The organism is Streptomyces sp. HSW2009 (assembly GCF_040240285.1).
Classification (GTDB): domain Bacteria; phylum Actinomycetota; class Actinomycetes; order Streptomycetales; family Streptomycetaceae; genus Streptomyces.
The window spans coordinates 1-5,667 of sequence record NZ_JBEHZD010000506.1 but is presented as its reverse complement, the minus strand read 5'-3'; the positions used below and the strand labels follow the sequence as shown (position 1 = coordinate 5,667).

Genomic DNA, 5,667 nt, shown 5'->3' with positions numbered 1-5,667 from the left:
GGGGGGGGGGGCGGCGGGGCGGGCGGGGAACGCGCCGCCCCGCCCGGCCGGAGGGCGTCCCCTTCGGCCGGGCGGGGTGGTTGGTCAGGCGGGGCGTCGGTGCGGGGCGCGGGTCACGGCTTCGGGCACTGCTTCCAGGCCAGCCGGTAGACCGTGTTGATGTCGGTGTCCGTCGAGTCCATCGTCATGAAGCTGGTCTTCTTCGGGTCCGACGTGCCGGCGTTCACGCGGAGTTCGGTGTTGATGTTGAAGTTGCGGCGCGCTCCGCAGGGGGCCCAGACCAGTTGGCCCCAGTCGGTCTCGTCGGTGGCCTGCCAGTTGTCGTTCTGCGGGCCCTTGAAGTTGTGGCTGATGGCGGCCGTGTCCGGGGAGCCCTGGAAGTAGTACGACGCCTTCTCCTGGCCGGTGGCGCCGGGTTGCAGCGAGGTGTAGCCGCGGTAGTCGGCGCTGGCGATCGCGTAGGTGAAGCCGCTGGGGACGTACACGATCAGGCTGAGCTGGCAGTTCTTGCGGAACTCGGTCGGGTCGGAGTCACCGCCGACTCTGGCCAGGTACTTGCTGTAGGTGACGGTGAACGCGGTGTTGTCCGGGGAGACCGCCACTTCGGCCGAGCCCTTCGGGCAGCCGGAGCCGTTGACCGTCGCGAGTTCGATGACGATCTTGTCGTCGGGCGGGTTGATGATCGCGGACGGGCTCTGCGGCGAGAGCGTCGCGGAGAACAGGCCCACTACGGCGCCGGTCGCGAGAATGCCGGGATGCATGGGAAGTCCAATCGTCTGCCTTGGGGATGGGCACTTGCTGCGGGCACGCAGGGATCACCGCGGAACTGGGGACGTACGCGTACGAAACGGCGACCCGCCGATGCCCAGGAACGATCTGGAGCGATCTGGAACGGTGCAGCGGTTCGACAGAGGCGCATGTGATCTGAGCGGCATGCGCATGCCAACCGAGCGAGATGTTAAGGAACCGTAGGGACGCCGCCTAGGGCGAACTCCGGCCAAACCGTAGGCATACGGCGTACAAGCCCCATGCAACGTAGAAGGCCCATGCGTCGTAGAAGAGCTCATACGACGTAGGAGGGGTGTAGGGGACAGCCCCGCCCCGGGGGCGGCCTCACCTCGGGGGACGGCCCCGCCCGGGCGCGGGTGTTACCGCGGTTCGGCCGCCGGGAGGGCGTTGCGGATGAGGCGCGCGGCCTCGGCGGGTTGGTCGGCCGCGAAGTACACGTGCCGCGCCAGCACCGGTTCGCCCTTGCGGAACCGTACGGGGAGGGGTTCGGCGAGTTCGACGGCCATGGTGGTGGCGCTGCTGACGGAGCAGGCGACCGCGTCGGGCCGGTCCAGGGAGCGGCGCAGGCCGTGGCTCGGGGTCAGGCCGTGGGCGGGACGCACGGACGCGATGCGCGCGAGCGGGACGGCGAGCGTGCGGAAGGGGCCGGTGCGCAGGTGGAGCGTGTCGGCGTCGATGAGGTGCGGGGCGCGGGCGGTCATCGCGCAGCAGCCCGCGGTCAGGACGAGCGAGCAGACCACCCAGGCGATGTGCAACAGCCGATAGGCAGCCGGGATCATCGCGTCCACGACGACGCTGGAGACCAGGTCGGCCGCCGTGACCAGGTAGATGGCCTGCCGTGCGTCGGCGGAGTGCCGTATCGCGTGGCTCGCGCCGGCCAGGGCGACCGGGCGGCGCGCCAGCAGGGCGACGAGGTCGCCGAGCAGGGTCCGCAGCCAGGTCCCGGCCGACCGCCGCGGCAGCGCACCGGCCGGGACGCGTCCGGCGCCGACCACCGGCACGGCCCGGGTGGCGCCCCGCGTCTCGCCCTGGGAATCGCCCAGGGTTTCGCCCTGCGGCTGCGGCTGCGGTCCGGGTCGCGGTTGGTCCTGGGCTCCGCCCTGGGACTCCGGTTGCGGCTCCGGTTCCGGCTGCGGCTCCGGCCGGCCGTCGGGCTGGTCCTCGCGATGGGCTTCGCGATGGTCCTCGCGCTGGGCTTCGTACGACGCGCCGTACGACCCGTCGTACGACCCGTCGGCCCGTCCGCCGTGGGACCCGTCGGCCCGTCTGCCGCCCTGCCTGTCGTCCTGCACGTCGTGCGCCCCTCTCGCCCGGGGGACCGTGCGTGTCGACCCCGCGTCAGCCCCGTGCCAGCACCTCGTGGATCAGTCTCGCCCACTGGGTGACCACGCGTTCGCGGCGGGGGGCGTCGTCCGTGAGGAGGTTGGCGAGGCCGAGGCCGCGGGCCATGTCGAGCATGCCCTGCACCGTTTCGCGGACGCCGGGGACGCGCTCGTCGGCGCCGAGGAGTTCGATCGCCATGCGGTGCGTCTCGCGGCCGATGCGGGCTTCGAGCGCCTGCACCCGGGAGCCGAGTTGCGGCTCGTTGGAGGCCGCCACCCACAGTTGCAGCGCGGCCCGGAACAGCGGCCCGGTGTACAGGCTGATCAGGGCGTCCACCACGGCGTGCGTCCGCTCGGGGCCGTCCCGCTCGGGCGGGTCGGCCGCGGCCGGCAGCAGCGAGCGCAGCGCGGCCGTGCGCTCCTCAGCGACCTGCTCGACGGCGGCCGTGAACAGGTCCTCGCGGGTCGGGAAGTGGTGCTGCGCGGCGCCCCGGGAGACGCCGGCCCGCTCGGCGACCACCGCGACGGTCGAGCCGGCCCAGCCGTGTTCGGCGAGACAGCAGATGGCGGCTTCGAGCAGCCGCTGCCGGGTGGCACGGCTGCGGTCCTGCTTGGGGTCGCGCAGGGCTGGGCGGGTGGTCAACGGGGGGCCTCCGCGGTACTGGGGGCGGCCGACGCCACCCGTTCGGTACGGGTAGATGGCCATATCGGGTCACGGCGTTCCAGAAAGGCGGTCATTCCTTCGCGGGCCTCGGCCGACGCGAAGAGCCGTGCCGACTCGGCGACCAGGGCCGCGGCGTCCCGGTCGAAGGCGCGCCGCACCTCGGCCGTGGCCAGCCGCTTCGCCGCGGCCAGGCCCTGTGGCGCGCCGCGGCGCAGCCCGTCCAGGATCGGTTCGAGCGCCCGTTCCGGGTCGCCGGCCAGGGTGATCAGGCCGATCCTGGCGGCCTCGGCCGCGTCGAACCGCTCGCCGGTGAGGTAGTAGCGGCCGGCCGCCCGCGGGTCGAGCCTGGGCAGCAGCGGCAGCGAGATGACGGCCGGCGCGAGGCCGAGCCTGGCCTCGGTGAAGGCGAAGCTGGCCGCCGGCCCGGCCACCGCGACGTCACACGCACCGAGCAGGCCGAGCCCGCCGGCCCGTACGTGTCCGCGCACCCGGGCCACCACGGGCAGCGGCAACTCCACGACGGCGCGCATCAGGTGGACGATGGCCTGCGGGCCGCGCGGTACGGGGTCGGTGGCGGCGGGGGTCGGGGCCGCGGGCCCCTTCGGCGCTGCCGACGTCGCCTCGGTCAGGTCGGCGCCGGCGCAGAACGTGTTGCCCGTGTGGTCGATGAGTACGGCCCGGGCCGCCGGGTCGGCAGCGGCTGCCGTCAGGCCCGCGAGCAACTCCGTCACCAGGCGGGACGAGAGCGCGTTGCGGTTGTGCGGCGAGTCGAGGGTGAGGGTGGTGATGCCGCGGTCGTGGCCGCGCCGTACGAGCGGTGCCGGGCGCTCCTCGTTCGGCCCCGCCGGCCGGTGGCCATCGGATGTCTCGGTCATCGGTCCGCCGGCCTCCTTCCTGGTTCGAGAGTTGCTGTTGCTGGTCTTCTTATTGCTGTTGCTGGTCCTGATGTTGCTGTTGTTGCTACTGCTACTGCTGCTACTGCTGGGGCTCGTACGGGCCGCTGGCACGGGGGCCCGTACGGAGGGCCGACGCAGCGGGCCCGGGCCGGGCGTCAGTACGACTTGGGGAGGCCGAGTGACGCGTGGGAGATGTAGTTGAGGATCATCTCGCGGCTGACCGGGGCTATGCGTACCACTCGGGCCGCCGTGACCAGTGAGGCGAGCCCGTACTCCGAGGCCAGGCCGTTGCCGCCGAGGGTGTGTACGGCGCGGTCGACGGCGTTCACGGTCGCCTCGCCGGCCGCGTACTTGGCCATGTTGGCGGCCTCGCCCGCCGCCCGGTCCTCGCCCGTGTCGTAGAGGTGTGCCGCCTTCTGCATCATCAGCCGGGCGAGTTCGAGTTCGATGTGGGACTGGGCCAGCGGGTGGGCGATGGCCTGGTGGGCGCCGATCGGGGTCTGCCAGACCTGGCGGGACCCCGCGTACTCGACGGCCCGGGACAGTGCGAACCTGCCCATGCCGAGGCCGAACGCGGCGGTCATGATGCGTTCCGGGTTGAGCCCGGCGAAGAGTTGGCGCAGCCCCGCGTCCTCGTCGCCGACCAGCGCGGCGGCCGGCAGCCGCACCTCGTCCAGGGTCAGTTCGAACTGCTTCTCCGCCGCCGCCACCTCCATCGGGATGGGCCGGTACGCGAAGCCCGGGGTGTCCCGCGGCACGATGAACAGGCAGGGCTTGAGGCTGCCGGTGCGGGCGTCCTCGGTGCGGCCGACGATCAGCGTGGCGTCGGCGCGGTCCACCCCGGAGATGAAGACCTTCCGGCCGGTGAGCACCCAGTCCGCGCCGTCCCTGCGGGCGGTGGTGGTGATGCGGTGCGCGTTGGAACCCGCGTCGGGCTCGGTGATGCCGAAGGCCATCGTGCGCGAGCCGGTGGCGAGCCCGGGCAGCCAGGCCCGCCGCTGCTCGTCGGTGCCGAACCTGGCGATGACCGTGCCGCAGATCGCCGGCGAGACCACCATCATCAGCAGCGGGCAGCCGGCGGCGCCGAGCTCCTCAAGGACGAGGGCGAGTTCGGTGATGCCGGCGCCCCCGCCGCCGTACTCCGCCGGCAGGTTGACGCCGAGGTAGCCCAACTTGCCGGCCTCGGACCAGAGTTCGTCGGGGTAGGCGCCGGCGCGTACGACGCCGTCCAGGTACGGGCGGCCGTACCGCGCACCGAGCGCGGCGACCGCGGAGCGCAGCGCGCGGTGTTCCTCGGACTCGATCAGGGCGTGGGGCATGGCGTCCTCCTCGGCGCGGGTCCTGCCAGTCGTCCGGCCGGCTCCCGGGATTGTGCACGGGGGCCGGCCCAGGTCGGTGGGTCGGGGTGCGCGGGCTCGGTCGGGTGCACGGGCTCGGTCAGTGGTACGCGGTGGCTGGTCGGAGTGCGCGGCGGTCGGCCCGGGGCGGGTGGCGGCCGGCCGGCCGAAGGTGCGTACGGTGGTCGGTCGGCGTGCGCGCGGTCGGTCACGGTGCGCGGTCAGTCACGGTGCGCGGGGTCAGTCGGGGGCCGTGACGACCGCCAGCAGGGTGCTGACGTCCACCCGTTGGCCCACCGCGACGGGGAGTTCGGTGAGGGTGCCGGCGGCGGGGGCGCTGATCTGGTGCTCCATCTTCATCGCCTCAAGCCAGAGCAGCGGTTGCCCGGCCCGTACGGCATCACCCACCGCCATGCCCGCCAGCCGCAGGACCGTGCCGGGCAGCGGCGCGAGCAGCGAGCCGGGTTCGGCGCGGGCGGTGGGGTCGGGGAAGCGCGGGAGGCGGGTGAAGGCGTGGGCGGTGGGGTGGCCGGCCGGGGCGGGGGGCACCTCGCGCCCCGGGGGGGGCGGGGGGGGGGGGGGGGGTGCGGGGGGGGGGGGGGGGGGGGGGGGTGGCGGGGTGGGGCCCCCCCCCCCCCCCCCCGGGCCCCCCCCGCCCC

Annotated in this window: 6 protein-coding genes; all 6 read right to left on the bottom strand. The window is 73.9% G+C overall.

What is annotated here, in order from left to right:
* Positions 1-113: 113 nt before the first annotated feature.
* Entirely contained in the window at positions 114-761 is a 648-nt protein-coding gene (locus AAHZ94_RS27440; protein ID WP_349996135.1) for a DUF4360 domain-containing protein, read from the bottom strand.
* A 387-nt stretch (positions 762-1,148) separates the two neighbouring features.
* Positions 1,149-2,081 carry a hypothetical protein gene (locus tag AAHZ94_RS27435; RefSeq protein ID WP_349996134.1) on the bottom strand — a complete coding sequence of 311 codons (933 nt, stop codon included), beginning with the start codon at positions 2,079-2,081 and terminating at the stop codon, positions 1,149-1,151.
* Positions 2,082-2,127: 46 nt separating this feature from the next.
* Positions 2,128-2,754: a TetR/AcrR family transcriptional regulator gene (locus tag AAHZ94_RS27430; protein ID WP_349996133.1), complete on the bottom strand. Its 627-nt coding sequence runs from the start codon at positions 2,752-2,754 to the stop codon at positions 2,128-2,130.
* A complete protein-coding gene (locus tag AAHZ94_RS27425; protein WP_349996130.1) occupies positions 2,751-3,650 on the bottom strand; it encodes an enoyl-CoA hydratase family protein in 900 nt (299 codons plus the stop codon). The genes AAHZ94_RS27430 and AAHZ94_RS27425 overlap by 4 nt, the downstream gene beginning before the upstream one ends.
* A 176-nt stretch (positions 3,651-3,826) precedes the next feature.
* Positions 3,827-4,990 (bottom strand): acyl-CoA dehydrogenase family protein, encoded by a 1,164-nt coding sequence (locus tag AAHZ94_RS27420; protein WP_349996127.1) that lies wholly within the window; start codon positions 4,988-4,990, stop codon positions 3,827-3,829.
* Between the two features lie 258 nt (positions 4,991-5,248).
* Positions 5,249-5,667 (bottom strand): acyl-CoA carboxylase biotin carboxyl carrier protein subunit (locus AAHZ94_RS27415; protein ID WP_349996126.1); only part of this gene is annotated, 419 nt, incomplete at its 5' end.

Excerpts from the sequence above, each read along its gene's own strand:
- AAHZ94_RS27440 (WP_349996135.1), bottom strand. The coding sequence starts at position 761 with ATGCATCCCGGCATTCTCGCGACCGGCGCCGTAGTGGGCCTGTTCTCC.
- AAHZ94_RS27425 (WP_349996130.1), bottom strand. The coding sequence starts at position 3,650 with ATGACCGAGACATCCGATGGCCACCGGCCGGCGGGGCCGAACGAGGAG.
- AAHZ94_RS27420 (WP_349996127.1), bottom strand. The coding sequence starts at position 4,990 with ATGCCCCACGCCCTGATCGAGTCCGAGGAACACCGCGCGCTGCGCTCC.